Here is a 19,508-nt window from a genome sequence, read left to right on the forward strand (position 1 = left end):
GATTCCATCTCCATTGCGTGGAACGTCAGGGGCGGCGCAGGCGGTGTACCCGGGCTTTCCTAACCATTCGGTCAGTAAATCATGACAGCCCGCCGATCCCGTTGGCAAGTCGGACGTGTGGCGCGCCCTCGTTCCGCCGTGTACTCTCCTGACTTGCTGACCGATCGGTCGGTCAGCATCACCCGAACAACGGAGTTCTCTATGACGGATACCGCAGTCCGACGGCGCGAGGAGCGCCGGGTGCTGGCCGGCACCCTGGTCGGCACGACCATCGAATGGTATGACTTCTTCATCTACGCACAGGCCGCGGGTCTGGTGTTCGGCGGGCTGTTCTTCGCCCCGCTGGGCGAGACGGGCGCGCAGATCGCCTCCTGGGCGTCTCTCGGCATCTCCTTCCTGTTCCGTCCGCTCGGGGCGGTGATCGCCGGTCACCTCGGCGACCGACTCGGGCGCAAGCGGATGCTCGTGCTCACCCTGATCCTGATGGGGCTGGCCACCTCGCTGATCGGCGTCCTGCCGACATATGCCGACATCGGCATCCTGGCGACGGTGCTGCTCGTGCTGCTGCGCGTGCTGCAGGGCTTCTCCGCCGGCGGCGAGTGGGGCGGCGCGGCCCTCATGTCGGTCGAGCACGCGCCGGCGGGCAAGCGCGGGCTCTTCGGGGCATACCCGCAGATCGGTGTGCCGGTGGGCATGATCCTCGCGACCTTCACGATGTGGGTGCTCACCTCGAACATGACCCAGGAGGCGTTCCTCGCCTGGGGATGGCGGCTGCCCTTCCTGTTCTCGATCGTGCTGATCGTGGTCGGATACATCATCCGTCGCGCGGTGGAGGAGTCCCCGATCTTCAAGGAGCTGCAGGAGCGCCGCACCGCGTCGTCCGCGCCGCTATCGACCCTGTTCCGCCACCACGGTCGCGAGGTGGTGCTGACGGCGCTGATCTTCATCGCCAACAACGCCGCCGGATACCTGCTCATCGCCTTCTTCACGACCTATGTGTCGACGGTGATCGGCATGCCGCGGCCGACCGCACTGCTGATGACGACCCTCGCGTCGTTCGGCTGGCTGCTCTTCACGATGGTCGGCGGCCGCATCTCGGACCGGATCGGCCGCGTGCGCACCTTCCAGATCGGGTACGCGCTGATCGCGGTGTGGTCGATCCCGATGTGGTTCCTCATCGACACCGGGAACGTGGCGCTGTTCTTCGTCGCCCTCTTCGTGCTGACGATCGGGCTCGGGCTGTCGTACGGCCCGCAGTCCGCGCTCTACGCCGAGATGTTCCCCGCCGACGTGCGCTATTCGGGCGTCTCGATCGGCTATGCGCTCGGAGCGATCCTCGGTGGCGCGTTCGCGCCGCTGATCGCGGAGGTGCTGCTGACGAGCACCGGGAAGTCGTGGATGATCGGCGTGTACGTGCTGGTGATCACGATCGTCTCCCTGGTGGCCGTCTCGCTGGTCAAGGAGACCCGCGGGGTCGCGCTCGACACGCACAGTGTCGACGTGGTGGCGGCGCGCACCGGCACCACCCGGGTGCGCTGAGCAGCGCCCGCAGCATGCGAACGGGCCGGGCGGATGACCCGCCCGGCCCGTTCGGCGTGCGTCAGACGCGGCCGTACGCGCGGATCGGATGCTCGATGAGCTCGACCACCCGGCGCAGGAATCCGGCGGCGTAGCCGCCGTCGCACACGCGGTGATCGAAGACCAGGGAGAGCTGGGCGATGCGGCGCGGCACGATCGCCCCGTCGACCACCCAGGGGCGCTCGATCATCCGGCCGATGCCGAGGATCGCCACATCAGGGTGGTTGATGATCGCGGCCGAGCCGTCGACGCCGAAACCGCCGTAGTTGTTCACGGTGAAGGTGGAGCCGCGCAGCCGTTCCGGTGGCATGGCGCCGGAGCGGGCGGTCTCGGCGAGTTCGCGCAGCGCGGCATCCAGCTGCGCGACGGAGAGCTCGTGAGCGCGCGGGATGACCGGGACCATGAGCCCGCGGTCGGTATCGGTCGCCACGCCGAGGTTCACGCCGTCGAAGGAGATGATCTCGTCGGCCTCGTCGTTCAGACGCGACGCGAGCAGCGGGTGATCGGCCAGCGCGATGAGCGCGAACCGTCCGACCAGGGCGGTGAGCGAGGGCGCTCGCCCGCCGTCCGCCGCCATCTCGGCGCGCAGCTCCCACAGCCTCGTCGCGTCGACGTCCACCCAGACGGTCGCCTCGGGGATCTCCGCGCGGCTGCGCGACAGCTTCGCGCTCACCGCCTTGCGCAGCGGGCTCATCCGCTCGCGGGATGTCACGGCGAGGCCGTCGATCTCGCCCGGGGCGACGGTGGCCGCCGGCGCCGCGGGGGGCAGGGGTGCCGCGGCCGGCCCCGATGCGGCGGTGACGCCGTCGACGGCATGGTCGACGGCCGCGCGCAGCACGTCGGCGCGCGTCACCGCGCCGTCGGCGCCGGTCGGCGTGATGCCGTGCACGTCGAGGCCGAGGTCTCGAGCCAGTCGTCGGACGATCGGCGAGCGCACGGCGATCGTGCGATGCGGCGCCGCACCGCGGTCGAGTGGACCACGTGTCGTCGAGTGCACCTGCTCGCCGCGCGGGGGAGTGGTGCGCTCGACGGCATCCGGTTCATTCGGTGGAACGGATGCCGCGGCGGGCACGGCCCTGGGGCGGCGTCGGCCGCCGGCGGCGCGCTCCGTCGTGCCGTAGCCGATGAGCACATTGCCCGAGCCGGCGCGCTCCTCGGCGCGGTAGGCGTCCTTCTCCGCCGCCCCTCCCGCGGCGGAATCGGGGGAGCCGGCGGCATCCGGTGACGGCGCCGCAGCATCCGGATCGGCCACCTCGAGCACCGGGGCGCCCACGGCGATCGTCGCACCCGGCTCGCCGTGCAGCGCGGTGACGACGCCGGCGAAGGGGGAGGGGAGTTCGACCACGCCCTTCGCGGTCTCGACCTCGGCGATGGCCTGATCAGTGCGGATCGTGTCGCCCACCTGCACGAGCCACTGCACCAGACCCGCCTCGGTGAGCCCTTCGCCGAGGTCGGGCAGGCGGAACACCCGTGCGGTCGCGGTCGTCATCGCCCGGCCCCCTCGGCATCGTCATCCCAGTGCAGGGAGTCGATCGCGTCGAGGATGCGGTCGGCATCGGGCAGGTACCAGTGCTCGAGCTTCGGCGGAGCGTACGGTGTGTCGAACCCGGTCACCCGGCGCACCGGCGCCTCGAGGTACTCGAAACAGCGCTCGAACACCCTCGCCTGGATCTCGCTGGCGACGCTCGCGTACCCCGGCGCCTCCGCCACGACCACGGCGCGGCCGGTCGAGCGCACCGCCGCGGTCACCGTCGCGTCGTCGAACGGGGAGAGGCTCCGCACGTCGATCACCTGCACGCTGCGCCCTTCGGATGCGGCGATCTCGGCGGCCTCGAGGGCGACGGGCACCATCGCGGCGTAGGCGAGCACGGTGACGTCGGAGCCCTCGCGGGCGACGCGCGCCGTGCCGATCTCGGCGGTGATCGAGGTGTCGACCTCGCCCTTCGACCAGTAGAGCTTCTTCGGCTCGAGGAAGATCACCGGGTCGGGCGAGGCGATCGCCGCGCGCAGCAGCGAATAGGCGTCCTGCGGCGTGGAGGGCGACACGACCGTGAGACCCGGCGTGTGCGCGTAGTGCGCCTCGGACGAGTCGCAGTGGTGCTCCACCCCGCCGATGCCTCCGCCGAACGGGATGCGGATGACGAGCGGCATCCGCAGCGAACCCCGGGTGCGATTCGCGAGCTTGGCGACATGGCTCACCACCTGCTCGAAGGCCGGCAGCGCGAAGGCGTCGAACTGCATCTCGATCACCGGCCGCATGCCGTTCATGGCCATGCCGACCGCGGCGCCCACGATGCCGGACTCCGCCAGTGGGGTGTCGAAGCAGCGGTCCTCACCGAAGCGCTCCGTGAGGCCGTCGGTGATGCGGAAGACGCCGCCCAGCGCGCCGACGTCCTCGCCGAAGACGACGACCTCGGGATTTTCCTGGATGGCGTCCGCCAGGGCGCGGTTGAGGGCCGCCGCCATGGTCATGGTGCCGACCACGGGGTGCTCGTCGAGACGGATGTCGTCGTGAGTGATCGTCATGGTCGACCTCCCGCGTCGGTGAGGGATGCGCGCTCGATCTCGCCGCGCAGCAGCTGCCACTGCTCTTCGAGCTGCGGCGACCGCTGCGCGGTGACGTACCGGAACAGGTCTTCGGGGTCGGGGTCGGCATCCGCGTTGAGCGCCTCGCGCAGCGCGGCCGCGATCTGCTCCGCGCCGGCGGCCAGGCGCTCCTCGGCCGCGTCGTCCAGGTGGGCCGCGGCGGTCAGGAATGCGCGCATCCGGGTGAGCGGGTCGCGTGCCACCCACGCCTGCACCTCCTCGCGCTCCCGGTAGCGGGTGTCGTCGTCGGCGTTGGTGTGCGCCTGGATCCGGTAGGTGTGCGCTTCGACGAGGGAGGGGCCGCCGCGGGCGCGGGCTCGATCCACCGCCTCGCCGAGCACGGCCAGCACGGCCGCGACGTCGTTGCCGTCGACGCGCTGACCCGGCATCCCGTACCCGATCGCCTTGTGCGCGAGCGAGGGTGCGGCCGTCTGCCGCGCGAGCGGCACCGAGATGGCGAACTCGTTGTTCTGCACGAAGAACACGACCGGCACATGGAACACGGCGGCGAAGTTCAGCGCCTCGTGGAAGTCGCCCTCACTGGTGGCGCCGTCGCCGCACAGCGCGAGCACCACGGTGTCCTCGCCGCGGCGCCGGGAAGCGTACGCGAAGCCGACCGCGTGCAGCAGCTGGGTGGCGAGCGGGGTGGCCTGCGGCGCGACGCGATGCTCGGCGGGGTCGTAGCCCGAGTGCCAGTCGCCCTTCAGGAGCACCATCGCATCGGCGGGATGCACGCCGCGCGCGATCACCGCCACCGAATCGCGGTACGTCGGGAACAGCCAGTCCCGTTCCCCGAGCACGAGGGAAGCGGCGACCTGACACGCCTCCTGCCCGTGCGACGACGGGTAGACGGCGAGGCGGCCCTGGCGTACAAGCGCGTTCGCCTGGTCATTGACGCGGCGCCCCTCGACGAGGCCTCGATAGGCGCGCAGCAGCAGGTCGACGTCGGGCATCGGATAGCGCTCGTCGGCGACCGCCCGGCCGTCCTGGTCGATCAGCCGCACGGGGATGTCGCGCGGGAGCAGGTCGTCGTGTTGCATCGGTTCGCCCTCCTTGCCGAACGTGTGTGCTCAGCATGCCCCGAGCGCGGCAATCGTCCAAGAGCGGACGCCGAAATGCGAACGACTGCATGAGGATTGCGCTTTCGCGGTGCAGAGTGTCAGAATCCCGTGGACAGAACGAAGGGGTTCCCATGACGGTGATGGACGCCACGGATCAGGCGATCCTCGATGAACTGCGCCGCGACGCGCGCGCGTCCATGACGGCCATCGCCGACACGGTGCACATCTCCCGGGCCGGCGCTCATGCGCGGATCAAGCGCCTGACCGAGTCGGGCGTCATCACCGGGTACACGGTGCGCACCGACCCCGTGCAGCTGGGCCACCACGCCTCGGCCTACGTCATGCTCGCGATCGAGCAGGCCACGTGGCAGGACGTGCAGGAGCGCCTGCGTGCCATTCCCGAGGTCGAGCACATGGCGCTCGTGGGCGGCGACTTCGACGTCATCCTGCTGGTGCGCGCGAGCGATGCCCGCGATCTGCGCCGCATCGTGCTCGAGGACATCCAGGCGATCCCGTCGATCCGCTCGACGCGCACCACCCTGATCTTCGAGGACTTCAGCCGCGAGTGACGGCTTCCGATTCGTCGACGGTGATCTCGAATCCGTCGTCCGTGCCGACGATCGAGACGTGCGTCAGATCCGCGACGGCATGAGTCGGCGCGTTCGCGGCGGCGTGCGGGCCGACGCCGATGACGACCATCCCGGCGGCCAGGCCCGCCTCGATGCCGGCGGGCGAATCCTCGAAGACGACGCAGTCGGCCGGGTCGACCTGCAGGGAAGCCGCGGCCTTGAGGAAGCCCTCCGGGTGCGGCTTGGACGCCGTGACGCTCTCGGCCGTCACGGCCAGCGCCGGAACGGTGAGACCAGCGGCGTCCATGCGCGCCGTCATCAGCGCCACGTCCGCGGAGGTGACGATGGCGTGCGGATGCGGCTGCAGGGCTTCGAGCAGGCGCTGCGCACCGCCGATCGCGACGACGCCCTCGACGTCACCGGTCTCCCGCTCGAGCATCTGCTGGTTCTCGAGGAGGTTGATGGCGTGGTCGCGCTCGGGCAGCAGGATGGCCATGCTCTGGTGCCCCTGCCGGCCGTGCACCACGCTGAGCACACGCTCCGGATCGATACCGTGCGGCTTCGCCCACTGCAGCCACAGGCGTTCGACGACCGCGGTGGAGTCGACGAGGGTTCCGTCCATGTCGAGCAGCACGGCACGGGCGCGGATCGTCGTGGTCATGCTCTCAGCGTAGCCGGGCATGCTGGTGCCAGATCGCCGGGCGCGGCATTCGTCCCGCGCGCTGCTCCAGCACGGCGGCGAGGGCGATGATCGCCGCCTCGCCACCCGGTCTCCCGATGAGCTGGACGCTGACCGGATGCCCGGACGCGTCGACGGTCACCGGCAGGACGATGGCCGGCAGCCCTGCCACGTTGACGAAGCTGCTGTAGGGCGCGTAGCGCACCTGCTGCGAGAAGTTGCGCGCGGCGTCCGTCCGGTCGAACCAGCCGATCGGACGCGCCGGCAGGGCGAGCGCGGGCGTGAGCACGGCATCGAACGGGGCGAACGCCGTGATCGTCGCATGCTCGAAAGCGGATGCCGCCGCCAGGGCGTCCAGCACCTGCACACCGCTGAGCGCTCGTCCCTGCCTCGCGAGCCACGCCGTGATCGGCTCGACGAGCTCCAGCTGCGCGTCCGACAGCGCCATGCGCGCCGCGCTCATCCGCCAGAGCGTCGTGAACATCTCCGGGTACCCGTCCGGGCGCCATGGGAAGCCGTCGACCCCGTGTCCGGCATCCGTGAGCAGCGCGGCGGCGACGTCCACGGCGCGGGCGGCATCCGGGTCCAGCCGGATCTCCTCCGCGTCGTCCCACGGCGAGACGGTGGTCACGCCGATGCGCGCGGATGCCGCCGGCGCGAGAGCCGCGTCGAGGAAGGGACCGGACCCGGGCGCGCGCGTGGCGTAGGCGTGCGGGCGGCCACCGGCCTGCACATCGAGCAGCAGCGCCGCGTCGGCCACCGTGCGGGCGATGGGGCCGGCGACGGCCAGGCCGCCCGGACTGTCCAGGCCCGACGCGAACGGCACCCGGCCCCGGGAGGGCTTGAGGCCGACCACACCGACGGTCGCGGCGGGGATGCGGATCGACCCGCCGCCGTCCGATGCCGGTGCGATCGGCAGCAGGCCGGCGGCGACCGCGACGGCGGCGCCGCCGCTGGAGCCGCCCGCGCCGTTGCGAGGGTTCCACGGGTCGCGCGCGGGCGGCCCGATCGCCGTCTCGGTGTATCCGGTCAGCCCGAACTCCGGCGTGCTGGTCTTGCCGAGGCTGATCCCGCCGGCCTCGTCGAGCACGGCGGCCTGAGGCGCGGTCACCTCGGGGATCAGGTCGCGGTGCAGGCGCGACCCGTACCTCGTCGGAACCCCGGCACGGGCCACGAGATCCTTGTCGCCGAAGGGCAGCCCCCAGAGCGCACCGTGCGGTCGGCTGCGCGACAGCTGCTCAGCGCGGGCGAGGGCCGCATCCGCGGTCACCTCCGTGAACGCCCCGAGCTGATCGTCGGCCTCGGCGATGCGCGCGAGATAGTGTCCGACCAGCTCGACGGGGGAGATCTCGCCGCGTCGCAGCGCCGCCAGCTGCTCGATCGCCGTGAGATCGTGCAGCTCGCCCATGAGGCGAGCTTAGGCCCGCGGGCTGGGCTGGGCTGCGCGGCCGAGTCCGCCGCCCGGGGTTCTGCGGCGGAGTTCACCGCCCGGGTGCGCCGGAGCGCTCGGCAGCTCGAACGCGAAGATGCCGGTTCTTAACCGGACGTGGGCAACGGCGGATCTTTGCGCCACCGATCGACGAGGGCCGCCGATCGCCGCCGCATACGCTGAAGAAGGGCGGTCCGCCCGCTCACCGCCTGCCGAGAGACCCGCCCGGCATCGACGACACCAGCAAGGACGCACATGGACGATCTCGCCGCGCACCGCGACGATTGGAAGGTCAGAGAAGAACTCGCCGAGCGGATGATCCCGCTGATCGGCGGACTGAACCGGGACCGCGATGTCGTGACGTCGCTGCACGGGCACCGGCTCCTCGGACTCTCCACGACCGGCATCCTGGAGGTGCACGAGCGCGTCGCCCAGCTCGGGCACGAGCAGCTCGCACTGGAAGACACCCTGGCCGTGCTCGAGGCGCTGCGCGAGGTCGCTCCCGGCGCATCGTCGCTCGACGTCGCCCGCCTCGCGGGCGAGCACGCGGCGAGCGGACGGGATCTGCACGAATTCCTGCGAGAGGCACTCGCTCCGGCCCTCGGTGCGGCACCTGCGCCTGCGGTGGACGTGGTGCTGTACGGCTTCGGCCGCATCGGCCGCCTGCTGGCCCGCATCATCATCAGCCACACCGGCGGGGGCAGCGGGCTGCGCCTGCGCGCGATCGTGGTGCGGCGGGGGTCCGAGAACGACCTGGTCAAGCGTGCATCGCTGCTGCTGCGCGACTCGGTGCACGGGCGCTTCGAGGGGTCGGTCGACGTCGATGAGGAGCGCTCCCAGATCATCGCCAACGGCAACCGCATCCAGGTGATCTACTCCGACGACCCGGCGACCGTCGACTACACGGCGTACGGGATCCACGACGCCATCGTCGTCGACAACACCGGACGCTGGCGCGACGAGGCCGGTCTCCACCGACACCTCGAGGCGAAGGGCGCGGCGCGTGTGCTGCTCACCGCCCCGGGCAAGGGCGCCCTGAAGAACATCGTGCACGGCATCAACGACGCGACGATCGAACCCGACGACCGCATCATCTCGGCGGCATCGTGCACGACCAACGCGATCACCCCGGTGCTCAAGGCCGTGGATGAGGCGTACGGCATCGTGCGCGGCCACGTCGAGACGGTACACTCGTTCACCAACGACCAGAACCTCATCGACAACTTCCACAAGGGTGACCGCCGCGGCCGATCGGCGGTGCTGAACATGGTCATCACCGAGACCGGCGCGGCCAAGGCCGTGGCCAGGGCGCTGCCCGAGCTGGAGGGCAGGCTGACCGGCTCGGCGATCCGCGTGCCGACCCCCGACGTCTCGCTCGCGGTGCTGCATCTCACGCTCGAGGACCCGGCCACCAAGGACGAACTGAACGACTACCTGCGTCGCGCCTCGCTGCACTCGAAGCTGCGCCAGCAGATCGACTACGTCGAGAGTCCCGAGGTGGTGTCGACGGACTTCGTCGGCTCGCACCGCGCAGGAATCGTCGACGGTCTCGCCACGATCGCGAACGACCGCGACGTCGTGCTCTACGTCTGGTACGACAACGAGTACGGCTACTCCTGCCAGGTGGTGCGCGTGCTCGAGGTCATGGCCGGCTCGCACCCGGTGGTGCTGCCCCGCCGCCGCGAGGTGACGCTGCGCGCGTGATCCGGCACGGCGCGGGCCCGGTGTCGGCGGGTGCGGCGAAGATGAGGGCATGACGCTTCGCCGCCTTCTCGACCTTCGCCTGCGCTCGCATCGGCTGACCGCTCCGGCCGCGACGGCGGCGGATGCTGCGCACCACATGCTCGCCGTGCAGAGCCAGGATCTGCTGGCCGGACGGTGGGCGCTCGGCGTGCGCACGAAGGGGTCGCCGACCCTCAGCGCCGTGGATGCCGCCTTCGCACGAGGCGAGCTGGTGCGGGCCTGGACGATGCGCGGCACCCTGCACATCGTTCCGGCGCGAGACCTCGCGTGGGTGCTGTCGGTGACGGCGGACAGGCAGCGTCAGCAGGCCGCCGCACGGCACCGCGACCTCGGCATCGACGACGAGGTGATGACGACCGCCTCACGCGCACTGCGACCGGCGTTGCGCGAGGGAGGGTGCTCGCGGTCCGAGGCCTTCGCACTGCTGGAGAGCGCGGGGATCGACCCGAGGAACCAGCGCGGCATCCATCTGCTGTTCGCACTGACGATCGCGGGGGAGATCTGCCAGGGGCCGATCGAGCCGAACGGGGCCGGTGTCGCCCGGGATCAGCGCTTCGTCCTCGTGGAGGACTGGGTGCGCGACGCGACCGCCCCGGCGGATCCGCTCGCCGAGCTGTTCGTGCGCTACATCGACGGTCATGGCCCGGCCGGCGCCGCAGACTTCGCATGGTGGTCCGGGCTGACGCTCGGCGGCGCCCGCGAGGCGGCCGAGCGGGCACGCGATCGCGTCCGCGAGGTCGAGGAGGGGCTCTTCGCGGCCGATGCGGCACGGCGTCGCTCACCGGGATCAGCCTCGGCGTTCGCGCTGCCGGCCTTCGACGAGTACTACATCTCCTACGCCGACCGCACCGCCGTCTGCGCGCCCGAGCACCTCGCCGCCGTCGGACCGGGGAAGAACGGCATGGTCCGCCCCACGCTGATCGAGAGCGGTCGCGTCGTCGGCACCTGGTCGCATGCGGATGCCGCGCGCGGAACGCCGCCCGAGCTGTTCGGCGACGACCACGATCCGGAGGCGGTCGGCGCCGCCCTGGATCGCTTCGCGCGCTTCGTCGCGGGATGACGCAGAGTGCGACGTGCCACCGCCGCCGCAGGCGGTTGGCAGAATGAGGGGCGTGACGAGTTACTTCCGCCGCCTGTCCGAGACCGCCTTCGCACCCACCGCGCACGTCGGCGGGGCGTGGAACCCCGAGGAGCAGCACATCGCGCCGATGTTCGGACTGCTCGCGCACATCGCCGAGCTCGAGCACGCGGCGCGCAGGCCCGACGCTCCTCTCGTGCTCGCGCGGGCGAGCTACGACATCCTCGGTGTCATCCCGATGGACGCCTTCGAGGTGGACACCCGGGTGGTGCGTGCCGGACGCACGATCGAGCTGGTCGAGGTCACGGCCCGCCACGGCGGGCGTGCCGCGGTGACGCTGCGCGGATGGATGCTGCAGCAGCACGACACCCGGGCCATCGAGGGCGTTCAGCTGCCGGCGATGCCCGCACGCGAGACGCTGCCGTCGTGGTCGCCGGATGACGTCTGGCAGGGCGGTGCGATCCGTTCGATCGAGGCGCACCGCGAGTTCGTCGACGCCGGGCGGTCACGATGCTGGATCCGCCCGGTGCCGGCGCTGCTGGCCGACGAGGAGGTCTCGTCGCGTGCGCGGATGCTCGGCATGGTCGACTTCGCCAACGGCATCGCCACCCGCGTGCTCCCGGACGTGGCCCTCTACCCGAACGTCGACCTGACGGCGAGTCTGTTCCGCGAGCCGGCGGGCGACTGGTTCGGGCTCGACACCTCCGTCTCGTTCGGCGCAGACGGAGTGGGTCTGACCGAATCGGTTCTCAGCGACGCGACGGGCCCGCTCGGCACGTCATCGCAGACGCTGACCGTGCGTCCGCGCTGACCACCGCACGGCCGGATGGTCGCTGTGCGCGGCCGCACAACGCACTGCACGGCCGCAGCGCGCGCCGCTGATCACCCGTCGGCGTGCCGGTCGAGGAACGAGAACACCTCGCTGTCGTCGACACCGGGGAAGGCGCCGCGGGGGAGCGGCGAGAACATGTGGGTGTGCACCCGCGCACTCGGCCACGCCCGGCCCTCCCAGCGGTCGCTCAGTGCCGAGGAGGCCCTCCGGCAGCACGACTCGTCAGGACAGCTCGACTGCGCGCGGTCCGCGGTCTCGCGCCCGCGCCACCAGCGCGCATCGTCGAACGGGACGCCCACCGTCACCGAGAAACCGCCGTCGCTCGCCGATCCGGTCTGGGTCGAGCACCAGAACGTGCCGGCCGGGGTGTCGGTGTACTGGTAGTGCTCCGTGGTGCGGTTGCGCTGCTCGAATGCAGCGCGCGCCGAGAACTTGCGGCACGCGGGCTGACCCTCGACGGCGCCGGTGACGTCCATGGGCAGCGGCAGGTCGTCGTTCTCGTACACCCGGGTGATGGCGCCGTTCTCGTCCACGCGCAGGAAGTGCAGGCGCATGTCGAGGTGGTGCGTCATCAGGTTCGTCATGCGCATCCCGGCCGCCTCATGCGTGACGCCGAACGCATCGCGGAAGTCCTCGACGGCGAGATTGCGGTCCTTCTTCGCCTGCTGCAGGAAGGCGACGCCCGCGGTCTCGGGGATCAGGCAGCAGGCCGCGAAGTAGTTGATCTCCAGGCGCTGCTGCAGGAAGTCGGCGTAATCGGTCGGGGGAGTGTGCCCGAGCAGCCGGTGCGCCATGGCCTGCAGCGCCATGGACCTCAGGCCGTGCCCGCCGGGGATCGACGCCGGGGGCAGGTAGATGCGACCGTGCTCGAGGTCGGTGATCGACCGGGTCGAGTGCGGCAGATCGTCGACGTAGATGAGTTCGAAGCCGAGCTTCGACGCCATGATGCTCACGGTGCGGTGCGTCAGCGCGCCCGAGGTGTGCCCCGCCGCCTTGAGCTGCTTCTCGGCGAGCTTCTCGATGTCGGGCAGGTAGTTGGCCTGCTCGCGCATCCGGAGGCGCATCTCCGTGTTCGCACGCCTGGCCTCCTCGGGGGTCGCGATGGCCTCGCGCTCGCGGCGCTGCAGCTCGCGATGCAGTCCGAGCACCGCCTCGATCATCTCGTCGGTCATCCCCTTGGTCACGCGCACCGGCGCGATGCCGAGCTGGCGGAACACCGGGCTCGCCTGCGCGCGGTCGAGCTCGATCTCGAGCGCGGCGCGGCGGTTCGGCGGCTCGCCGGAGATGAGATCGGCGACCTCTGTGCTGCACGCATCGGCGATCGACTGCAGCAGCGACAGCTTCGGCTCTCGCTTGCCGTTCTCGATCAGGCTCAGCTGAGAGCCCGCGATGCCGACCCGCGAGCCGAGTTCGTCGAGGGTGAAGCCGTTCCGGGTGCGGTGATGCCGGATGCGGTGCCCGAGGGTGCTGAGTTCCAGTCCGCTGGTCGCCATTCCTTGATCATAGCGAAGGAATTTCGCTTCTTTCGCCACGGAAGCCTCGAAAGTCTGGGATATCTGCGAAGAAGATGGGTGGACAGCATCCCGATGACAAGGAGCAGACATGGCCATCGCCGAGACCTACACTCCGCACGTCCCGTCCGTCGCACCCGCGCGAGCTTTCGGGGCTGTTCCGACGTACGACACGGAGGCCATGGCGGAGCTTCGCGCGTGGGTCGACGGCATCGCGGCGCTGACGCAGCCCGAGCGGGTGCACTGGGTCGACGGATCGCGCGCCGAGAACGACGCGCTGCTGCACGAGCTCGTCGACGAGGGCAAGCTCATCAAGCTCAACCCCGAGTGGCGCCCCGGGTCGTACCTCGCGCGGTCGCACCCCAGCGACGTCGCGCGCACCGAGGGGCGCACCTTCATCGCCTCCGAGAAGGAGGAGGATGCCGGGCCGACGAACAACTGGGCCGACCCCGCCGAGATGCGCGAGACCATGAACCGTCTGCTGAAGGGTTCGATGCGCGGGCGCACCATGTACGTCATCCCGTTCTCGATGGGTCCCGTGGGCGGCACGCTCTCGCACATCGGCGTGCAGGTCACGGACAGCGCGTACGCGGTGGCTTCCATCAGCATCATGACCCGCGTGGGGGATGCCGTGACCCGGCGCATCGCCGAAGGTGCCCCCTGGGTCAAGACCGTCCACTCCGTCGGCGCGCCGCTCGAGCCCGGTCAGCAGGACGTGTCCTGGCCCTGCAACGACGAGAAGTACATCGTGCACTTCCCCGAGACGCTCGAGGTGTACTCGTACGGATCGGGCTACGGTGGCAACGCCATCCTCGCCAAGAAGTGCTTCGCACTGCGCATCGCGTCGGTGATCGCGCGGGACGAGGGCTGGCTCGCCGAGCACATGCTGCTGATCCGCGTCACCGATCCGAACGGCAGAGCCTACCACGTGGCCGCGGCGTTCCCCTCGGCCTGCGGCAAGACGAACCTCGCCATGCTGCGCCCCACCGTCCGGGGCTGGAAGGTCGAGACCCTCGGCGACGACATCGTCTGGATCCGTCCCGGTGAGGACGGTCGCATGTACGCCATGAACCCCGAGGCCGGCTTCTTCGGGGTCGCGCCCGGCACCGGCGAGTCGACCAACGTCACCGCGGTCGAGACGCTGTGGGGCAACACGATCTTCACGAACGTCGCGCTGCGACCCGACGGCGACGTGTGGTGGGAGGGTCTGACCGACACCCCGCCGGCCGGGCTGATCGACTGGGAGGGCAACCCGTGGACTCCGGAGTCCGGGCGCCCTGCTGCTCACCCGAACTCGCGCTTCACGGTCTCCGCCGCGCAGTGCCCCCAGATCTCCGACGACTGGGAGGACCCGGACGGCGTGCCGCTCGACGTCATCCTCTTCGGCGGACGGCGTGCGAGCAACGTGCCCCTGGTCGTCGAGGCGACCGATTGGACCCACGGCGTCTTCCTGGGGTCGACGATCTCGTCGGAGCGCACCGCCGCCGCCGAGGGCACCGTCGGCGAGCTGCGCCGCGACCCGTTCGCGATGCTGCCGTTCTGCGGCTACAACATGGGCGACTACTTCGCGCACTGGCTCAAGGTGGGGCGCACGCTGCGCTTCGACCGCGCTCCCCGCATCTTCCAGGTGAACTGGTTCCGTCGCGGCGCGGACGGCCGCTTCCTGTGGCCGGGGTTCGGCGACAACGCGCGCGTGATCGACTGGATCATCCGTCGCATCTCGGGTGAGGTCGCTGCCGTCGACTCGCCCATCGGCCGGCTGCCGCGCCGGGAGGACCTGAACCTCGAGGGACTCGACATCACGGACGCGGATCTCGACGCGCTGTTCGCGATCGACACCGACGCGTGGCTCGCCGAGGCCGACTCGACGGAGGAGTTCTACGCCGTCTTCGGCGACAAGCTCCCGGCGGCGCTGCGCAGCGAGCTCGAGGCGCTGCGCTACCGGCTCACCGCCGCGCGCTGATCAGACCCGCGACGGCGGGATGTCAGGGACGAACCCATGGCTGAGTGGTCCCGGCATCCCGCCGTCGCGTCACGCCGGCGCGGCTGCCCCGCCCCACGGTCACACTTTTCGGCAACTGTCACGCCGGCGCGGCTGCCCCCGCACCACTGTCACACTTTTCGGCAACTGTCACGTCGATTCGTGTGACGGATGCGGAAAAGTGTGACAGTCGCTCTGGGCGGAGGAACCCGCGCCGGCAGCGACGGCGCGGGACTCAGGCCAGCAGCTGGTGCCTGGCGAGATCGCGGTACAGGGGTGTCGACTCGACGAGCTCGGCGTGGGTGCCCTGCCCGACGACGCGGCCGTCCTGCAGCACGATGATGAGGTCGCTGTCGACGACGGTCGAGAGCCGGTGCGCGATCACGAGCAGGGTGCGGTCGGATGCGGCGGCGTCGATCGCCTCGCGCATCCGCTGCTCGTTCACGCCGTCGAGCGAGGAGGTCGACTCGTCGAGCAGCAGGATCGGCGCCTTCGTGAGCAGCGCGCGGGCGATTGCGAGACGCTGACGCTCACCACCCGACAGCATCACGCCGTCCTCGCCGACCTGCGCCTGCAGTCCCAGCGGGCTGCGCTCGAGCACGTCGCCCAGGTTCACGGCGCGAAGGACGCGCTCGCAGTCGGCATCCGTCGCATCCGGCGACGCGAGCCGCAGGTTGTCGGCGAGCGTTCCGGCCAGCGTCGGCGCATCCTGCTCGACGTAGCCGAACCGGGCACGCAGCTCGTCGCGCGGGTAGGTGCGCAGATCGTGCCCGTCCACCCGGATCGAACCGCCCGTGGGGTCGTAGAACCGCTCGATCAACGCGAGGACCGTGCTCTTGCCCGCGCCGCTGGGGCCGACCAGGGCAACCCGGGAGCCGCGCGGCACGGCGAAGGTCACGCCCTTGAGCACTTCGGGGTCGTGCGCCTCGATCCGCTCGGCGTGCCGTTCGAGATGGGCGTCGACGAGCACGCTCTGCGCCTCCTTCGCCGCCGCGGCGCGGGCGGCGGTGACGTTCTCGGGGTAGCGGAAGCGCACGTCGCGGAACTCGATCGCCGCCGACCCCGCGACCGGCACGGCGGTCGCCGCCGCATCCGCCTCATCGCGTTCGGCTTCGGTGGGCAGGTCGAGCACCTCCTGGATGCGCCCCAGCGCACCCAGTGCCTGGTTCACGGACGTGATCGCCCCGAACGCCTCGCCGAGCGGCATCACCAGCATGAACAGGAACATGATGAACGTCACCAGCGCCGCGATGCTCAGCGCTCCCGACGCCACGCGGAACCCGCCGACGCCGAGTACGACCAGCAGCGAGAGCTGCAGTGCGATGCCGGCCACCGGCACCACCATGGACGAGATCTTCGCGATGCGCACGCCCAGACCGTAGGCGTCGGATGCGATGCCGCTGACGGCGTCCGTCTCGCGCTGCGTCGCGCCGGAGGCGCGGACGGTGCGGATCGACGACACCGCGCGCTCGACCCCCGATGCCAGCTCGCCGACCTTGTGCTGCTGAGCGGCGGATGCCGTGCGGATGCGGCTGCTGAGCAGCACGACGACGACCACGGAGGTGCCGATGACGACGACGATGAGCACCAGCAGCAGCGGGTCGATGATCAGCATCGCGACGAGCGCGCCGATGAAGAGGATCGAGCTGCCGACCGCGTCCGCGAGGCCCTGGGTCAGCACGGCGTACAGCAGTGTGGTGTCGGTGCCGACGCGCGAGACGAGATCCCCGGTGCGTCGTGCGTCGAACTCGCTGATGGGCAGGTGCAGGATGCGGGCGATCAGCTTGCGCCGGCTGGAGTACACCACCGCGGTGCCGGTGCGCTGCAGCAGGTAGTGCTGATAGCCCGAGATGACGGATGCCGCGATCACGAAGCCGATCAGCATCCATACGAGAGAACCGAGGGCCTGGTCGCGCTGCACCCGGTCGATGACCTGCCCGACGAGCAGGGGCTGCACGAGCGAGGCCGCTGCGCCGATGACACTGAGCAGCGCGACGACCCAGAGGACCTTCTTGTGCTCGAAAAGGAAGGGGAGGAGCTGGCGGAACGTGGCGCGCGGTCCATCCTGCGCTGCGCCGCGTCCGCGTCGGCGTGCTGTCGCCGTGCGGGACATGAGGATCCTTCTTGGGAGGGGGCGCCTCTATTGTCTGCCGAACTTCTTATGCGCTGCCTGTCTGGTCACGCCGAGTGCGCTGGCGATCGACTGCCACGAGTAGCCGGCGAGCCGTGCTCGTCGCACCTGCGCCTCCTCGGCGCGCGCGATTTCGGTGCGGATCCCGGCGAGCCTGTGCAGCTCGGCGAGGGGCTCGTCCTCGGGATCGGTGGCGACGGCTGTGCGAACGGTCATGTCTGTCAATATAGGTTGACGCAGGACACTCTGTCAACCTCGATTGACGCACGGTCTCGGGCAGGATGGACGGATGCTGACACCTCCCCGACCGCGCCCCGGTGACCGGGTGGCGATCCTCTCGCCGGCTTTCGCTGCGCCCGCCGTGTCCGCGGCGATCCACGAACAGGCCATGCGGCGGCTGGCCGATCTCACGGGTCTGATCCCCGTCGAGTTCCCCACCACGCGGCAGCTGGGCGCGAGCCCCGAGGCGCGTGCGGCCGACGTCAATGCGGCGTTCGCGGATCCGAGCATCCGGGCGATCCTCGCGACCATCGGCGGCGACGACCAGATCCTCGTCACCCCGCATCTCGACGCGGCGGTCGCGCTCGCCGACCCGAAGCCCTTCGTGGGATACAGCGACAACACCAACATCCTCAACTGGCTGTGGCGGCACGGTGTCGCCGGCTATCACGGCGGGTCGACTCAGGTGCACCTCGGCGCCGGCCCCGCTGTGGACGAGGTGCAGCTGCGCTCGCTGCGCGCCGCGCTGCTCGACGGCGGCGAGATCGAACTCACCGAGCCCGGTGAGTCGGAGGACTTCGGCCGGCGCTGGGAGAGCAGCGCGGCACTCACCGAGTTCGGGGATCGCGAGTCGGCCGAGCCGTGGAGCTGGGCGGGCCCGGCCGAACGGGTCACCGGGCGTACGTGGGGCGGCTGTCTGGAAGTGCTCGTCCAGCTCGCCCTGGCAGACCGGTTGCCGTCGAACGACGAGCTGGAAGGGACGCTGCTGCTGCTGGAGACCAGCGAACAGCTCACCCCGGCCGAGACCGTCGCCGAGCATCTGCGGTCGTTCGGCGAGCGGGGTCTGCTCGGCGCCGTTGCGGGCGTCGTCGTCGCGAGGCCCGTCGTGAGCACCTTCGATGTCATGCCGTCGCAGACCGAACGGTTGGCGCTGCGCGCCGCCCAGCGCGACGTCGTGATCGAGCAGCTGCACCGGTACAACCCGGATGCGGTGGTGTGCGTCGGCGTGCCCTTCGGGCACACCCGCCCGCAGTGGATCGTCCCGTACGGCGGGGAGATGACTCTCGACGGCGCGAGGCGGACGGTGACCGCCGTCTACTGACACGCCGAGATTCCCCGCAGGGCACCCTGCGGGGAATCATCGTCGTCATCCGAGCGTCAGTACTGGGGCGGTGCCGGCGGCGCGCTGGGCGGTGCCGGCGGAGCCGTCGGCGGCGCGGGGGGATTCGTGGGCGGCGTCGCCGGCGGAGCGGGCGGGGTGTGCGGCGCGTCCGGTGTCGACGGCGGCGTGGTGGGCGGGGTCGCGGGCGGCTGGGTCGAAGCCGCCGGACCGCCACTGGTGGCGGCCGTGTGCACCGAGGTCGTCGCGGCGGGCGCCGACGGCGAGGCGATCTCGGATTCCATCGCGCCGAGCCACTTCTCCCAACGGCGGCGCATCGGCTCGATCAGCCCGCCGCCGATGCCGACGATCGCGATGCCGACGAGCGCGGCGAGCACGGCGATGAGGATGGGCATGGTCACCGTGACGGCGACCCCGATCTGGTTCAGTGCCGCGATCACACCCATCACGATGATCGAGATGGTCACGATGCGGGTGAGCAGGGCGCCGAAGCGGAACTTCGCGAGCGCCGGGCGCATGATGTCGCCCACGAAGTTGGCGATGGCGGCCACGACGATCACGATGACGATCGCGACGAGTACTCGCGGCAGCCAGCCGATGATCTCCTCGACGATGCCCGAGACGGGGTTGCTCGGACCGAAGGCGCCCAGGGCGAGCAGCAGCGCGATCAGCAGGATGAAGTAGTAGACCAGCTTGACGACGAGCGTGAGCGGGTCGATGCCGGTGGGGGCGAGCAGCCGCGATATGCCCGCCTTATCGAGCAGCCGGTGGAAGCCGAGTCTCTTGAACAGATACTCGAGTCCCTTCGCGATGCTCTTCGCGATCAGCCATCCGATCAGCAGGATGATGAGGAAGACGATCAGCTGCAGGATGAAATGGCCGATGCCCGAGAGCACCGCGCCCAATCCGAACCAGTCCATGGTGTTGACCTCCCCTGTCGTGCGCCGAGGGCTGTCCCCGACCGAGGGTGCCCCTCCGGTCTATCCGGGCT

16 protein-coding genes are annotated in these 19,508 nt (G+C 70.6%); 7 read left to right on the forward strand and 9 right to left on the reverse strand.

Annotation, left to right across the window (positions count from 1 at the left end):
* Window positions 1-201 precede the first annotated feature (201 nt).
* Window positions 202-1,539 (forward strand): MFS transporter, encoded by a 1,338-nt coding sequence (locus ACFWH5_RS12860; RefSeq protein ID WP_378835139.1) that lies wholly within the window; start codon window positions 202-204, stop codon window positions 1,537-1,539.
* Window positions 1,540-1,600: 61 nt separating this feature from the next.
* Here the strand turns inward: ACFWH5_RS12860 and ACFWH5_RS12865 are convergent, their stop codons facing one another.
* The 3 genes from ACFWH5_RS12865 to pdhA are packed head-to-tail and all read right to left on the reverse strand — an operon-like array spanning window position 1,601 to window position 5,204.
* The gene (locus ACFWH5_RS12865; protein WP_378835140.1) at window positions 1,601-3,067 is read right to left on the reverse strand and encodes a dihydrolipoamide acetyltransferase family protein; all 1,467 of its coding nucleotides are present in this window, start codon (window positions 3,065-3,067) and stop codon (window positions 1,601-1,603) included.
* Window positions 3,064-4,104, reverse strand: coding sequence for an alpha-ketoacid dehydrogenase subunit beta (locus tag ACFWH5_RS12870; protein ID WP_378835141.1), 1,041 nt, complete (start codon window positions 4,102-4,104; stop codon window positions 3,064-3,066). The genes ACFWH5_RS12865 and ACFWH5_RS12870 overlap by 4 nt, the downstream gene beginning before the upstream one ends.
* Window positions 4,101-5,204, reverse strand: coding sequence for a pyruvate dehydrogenase (acetyl-transferring) E1 component subunit alpha (pdhA, locus tag ACFWH5_RS12875; RefSeq protein WP_378835142.1), 1,104 nt, complete (start codon window positions 5,202-5,204; stop codon window positions 4,101-4,103). The genes ACFWH5_RS12870 and pdhA overlap by 4 nt, the downstream gene beginning before the upstream one ends.
* Before the next feature lie 152 nt (window positions 5,205-5,356).
* Between pdhA and ACFWH5_RS12880 the strand changes: the two genes are divergently transcribed.
* Window positions 5,357-5,794: an Lrp/AsnC family transcriptional regulator gene (locus tag ACFWH5_RS12880; RefSeq protein WP_378835144.1), complete on the forward strand. Its 438-nt coding sequence runs from the start codon at window positions 5,357-5,359 to the stop codon at window positions 5,792-5,794.
* On the opposite strand, the gene ACFWH5_RS12885 is transcribed toward ACFWH5_RS12880, so the two are convergent.
* Both ACFWH5_RS12885 and ACFWH5_RS12890 read right to left on the reverse strand, forming a co-directional pair.
* The gene (locus ACFWH5_RS12885) at window positions 5,781-6,455 is read right to left on the reverse strand and encodes an HAD-IA family hydrolase (protein ID WP_378835145.1); all 675 of its coding nucleotides are present in this window, start codon (window positions 6,453-6,455) and stop codon (window positions 5,781-5,783) included. The two genes, ACFWH5_RS12880 and ACFWH5_RS12885, sit on opposite strands and share 14 nt — an antisense overlap.
* A 4-nt stretch (window positions 6,456-6,459) precedes the next feature.
* Window positions 6,460-7,881 (reverse strand): amidase, encoded by a 1,422-nt coding sequence (locus ACFWH5_RS12890; RefSeq protein WP_378835146.1) that lies wholly within the window; start codon window positions 7,879-7,881, stop codon window positions 6,460-6,462.
* Between the two features lie 276 nt (window positions 7,882-8,157).
* Here ACFWH5_RS12890 and ACFWH5_RS12895 point away from each other — a divergent pair, with 276 nt between their 5' ends.
* The 3 genes from ACFWH5_RS12895 to ACFWH5_RS12905 are packed head-to-tail and all read left to right on the forward strand — an operon-like array spanning window position 8,158 to window position 11,534.
* Entirely contained in the window at window positions 8,158-9,606 is a 1,449-nt protein-coding gene (locus ACFWH5_RS12895; RefSeq protein WP_378835148.1) for a glyceraldehyde-3-phosphate dehydrogenase, read from the forward strand.
* Window positions 9,607-9,655: 49 nt separating this feature from the next.
* A complete protein-coding gene (locus ACFWH5_RS12900; RefSeq protein ID WP_378835149.1) occupies window positions 9,656-10,705 on the forward strand; it encodes a winged helix DNA-binding domain-containing protein in 1,050 nt (349 codons plus the stop codon).
* Window positions 10,706-10,757: 52 nt separating this feature from the next.
* Window positions 10,758-11,534 (forward strand): thioesterase family protein, encoded by a 777-nt coding sequence (locus tag ACFWH5_RS12905; RefSeq protein WP_378835150.1) that lies wholly within the window; start codon window positions 10,758-10,760, stop codon window positions 11,532-11,534.
* Window positions 11,535-11,605: 71 nt separating this feature from the next.
* On the opposite strand, the gene ACFWH5_RS12910 is transcribed toward ACFWH5_RS12905, so the two are convergent.
* A complete protein-coding gene (locus tag ACFWH5_RS12910) occupies window positions 11,606-13,048 on the reverse strand; it encodes a helix-turn-helix domain-containing protein (protein ID WP_378835151.1) in 1,443 nt (480 codons plus the stop codon).
* A gap of 109 nt (window positions 13,049-13,157) precedes the next feature.
* Between ACFWH5_RS12910 and ACFWH5_RS12915 the strand changes: the two genes are divergently transcribed.
* A complete protein-coding gene (locus tag ACFWH5_RS12915; protein ID WP_378835153.1) occupies window positions 13,158-15,029 on the forward strand; it encodes a phosphoenolpyruvate carboxykinase (GTP) in 1,872 nt (623 codons plus the stop codon).
* A 253-nt stretch (window positions 15,030-15,282) separates the two neighbouring features.
* Here ACFWH5_RS12915 and ACFWH5_RS12920 read toward each other — a convergent pair whose 3' ends face one another.
* On the reverse strand, window positions 15,283-17,160 hold the full coding sequence (locus tag ACFWH5_RS12920; RefSeq protein WP_378835154.1) for an ABC transporter ATP-binding protein: 1,878 nt from the start codon (window positions 17,158-17,160) through the stop codon (window positions 15,283-15,285).
* Between the two features lie 27 nt (window positions 17,161-17,187).
* Window positions 17,188-17,394, reverse strand: coding sequence for an AsnC family protein (locus ACFWH5_RS12925; protein ID WP_378835155.1), 207 nt, complete (start codon window positions 17,392-17,394; stop codon window positions 17,188-17,190).
* Between the two features lie 73 nt (window positions 17,395-17,467).
* Here ACFWH5_RS12925 and ACFWH5_RS12930 point away from each other — a divergent pair, with 73 nt between their 5' ends.
* On the forward strand, window positions 17,468-18,499 hold the full coding sequence (locus ACFWH5_RS12930; RefSeq protein ID WP_378835157.1) for an LD-carboxypeptidase: 1,032 nt from the start codon (window positions 17,468-17,470) through the stop codon (window positions 18,497-18,499).
* Between the two features lie 56 nt (window positions 18,500-18,555).
* On the opposite strand, the gene ACFWH5_RS12935 is transcribed toward ACFWH5_RS12930, so the two are convergent.
* Window positions 18,556-19,437 carry a hypothetical protein gene (locus ACFWH5_RS12935; protein WP_378835158.1) on the reverse strand — a complete coding sequence of 294 codons (882 nt, stop codon included), beginning with the start codon at window positions 19,435-19,437 and terminating at the stop codon, window positions 18,556-18,558.
* Window positions 19,438-19,508 lie beyond the last annotated feature (71 nt).

Origin of the sequence: Microbacterium sp. NPDC058345 (assembly GCF_042723855.1) — a bacterium.
Lineage (GTDB): Bacteria > Actinomycetota > Actinomycetes > Actinomycetales > Microbacteriaceae > Microbacterium.

Excerpts from the sequence above, each read along its gene's own strand:
- ACFWH5_RS12860 (WP_378835139.1), top strand. The coding sequence starts at position 202 with ATGACGGATACCGCAGTCCGACGGCGCGAGGAGCGCCGGGTGCTGGCC.
- ACFWH5_RS12865 (WP_378835140.1), bottom strand. The coding sequence starts at position 3,067 with ATGACGACCGCGACCGCACGGGTGTTCCGCCTGCCCGACCTCGGCGAA.
- ACFWH5_RS12870 (WP_378835141.1), bottom strand. The coding sequence starts at position 4,104 with ATGACGATCACTCACGACGACATCCGTCTCGACGAGCACCCCGTGGTC.
- pdhA (WP_378835142.1), bottom strand. The coding sequence starts at position 5,204 with ATGCAACACGACGACCTGCTCCCGCGCGACATCCCCGTGCGGCTGATC.
- ACFWH5_RS12880 (WP_378835144.1), top strand. The coding sequence starts at position 5,357 with ATGACGGTGATGGACGCCACGGATCAGGCGATCCTCGATGAACTGCGC.
- ACFWH5_RS12885 (WP_378835145.1), bottom strand. The coding sequence starts at position 6,455 with ATGACCACGACGATCCGCGCCCGTGCCGTGCTGCTCGACATGGACGGA.
- ACFWH5_RS12890 (WP_378835146.1), bottom strand. The coding sequence starts at position 7,881 with ATGGGCGAGCTGCACGATCTCACGGCGATCGAGCAGCTGGCGGCGCTG.
- ACFWH5_RS12895 (WP_378835148.1), top strand. The coding sequence starts at position 8,158 with ATGGACGATCTCGCCGCGCACCGCGACGATTGGAAGGTCAGAGAAGAA.
- ACFWH5_RS12900 (WP_378835149.1), top strand. The coding sequence starts at position 9,656 with ATGACGCTTCGCCGCCTTCTCGACCTTCGCCTGCGCTCGCATCGGCTG.
- ACFWH5_RS12910 (WP_378835151.1), bottom strand. The coding sequence starts at position 13,048 with ATGGCGACCAGCGGACTGGAACTCAGCACCCTCGGGCACCGCATCCGG.
- ACFWH5_RS12915 (WP_378835153.1), top strand. The coding sequence starts at position 13,158 with ATGGCCATCGCCGAGACCTACACTCCGCACGTCCCGTCCGTCGCACCC.
- ACFWH5_RS12920 (WP_378835154.1), bottom strand. The coding sequence starts at position 17,160 with ATGTCCCGCACGGCGACAGCACGCCGACGCGGACGCGGCGCAGCGCAG.
- ACFWH5_RS12925 (WP_378835155.1), bottom strand. The coding sequence starts at position 17,394 with ATGACCGTTCGCACAGCCGTCGCCACCGATCCCGAGGACGAGCCCCTC.
- ACFWH5_RS12930 (WP_378835157.1), top strand. The coding sequence starts at position 17,468 with ATGCTGACACCTCCCCGACCGCGCCCCGGTGACCGGGTGGCGATCCTC.
- ACFWH5_RS12935 (WP_378835158.1), bottom strand. The coding sequence starts at position 19,437 with ATGGACTGGTTCGGATTGGGCGCGGTGCTCTCGGGCATCGGCCATTTC.